The organism is Streptomyces noursei, from assembly GCF_001646665.1.
In the GTDB taxonomy this organism is placed as follows: domain Bacteria; phylum Actinomycetota; class Actinomycetes; order Streptomycetales; family Streptomycetaceae; genus Streptomyces; species Streptomyces lavendulocolor.
Map to the genome: position 1 here is coordinate 1 of NZ_LWBU01000205.1, position 459 is coordinate 459.

Annotated in this window: 1 protein-coding gene; it reads left to right on the top strand. The window is 80.6% G+C overall.

Annotated features, from left to right (window positions below; all coding sequences use genetic code 11):
• On the top strand, positions 1-311 hold a 311-nt coding region (locus A4V12_RS17085), incomplete at its 5' end, for a cellulose binding domain-containing protein (protein ID WP_350498013.1).
• Between the last annotated feature and the right edge of the window lie 148 nt (positions 312-459).

The following is a 459-nucleotide window of genomic DNA, read 5'->3' on the forward strand; positions in this document are numbered from 1 at the left end:
CCCCGTCCGTCAGCGCCTGGTGCGACTACGCCGCCGTGGGCTGCGCGCAGGTGCGGCTGCGCGTCGTCCCGCTGCCGGCACCGGTCGCCGGCGCGGACGCCTACCTGGAGGTGACGTTCACCGGCGGGTCCCTCGCCCCCGGGGGGGACACCCGCGGCATCCAGCTGCGGGTGAGCAAGGCCGACTGGTCCCCGTTCGACGAGACGGACGACCACAGCCGCTCGGCCGCCACCGCCTATGCCGACGCCCCGGCGATCCCCGCCTACACCGGCACCGCCCTCGCCCGGGGCACGCCCCCCGCCGGAGCCTGACCCGCGAAGGAGCCGCACTCCCATGACGTACCGAGGAAAACGCAGGCGGGGCCCGGCCGCCCTCCCGGCCGTGGCCCCCGTCGCCCCCCCGCCCCCGCCCGCGCCGCCGCCCCCCCGCCGGCCCGCCACCCCCCCCCCGCCCCCGCCG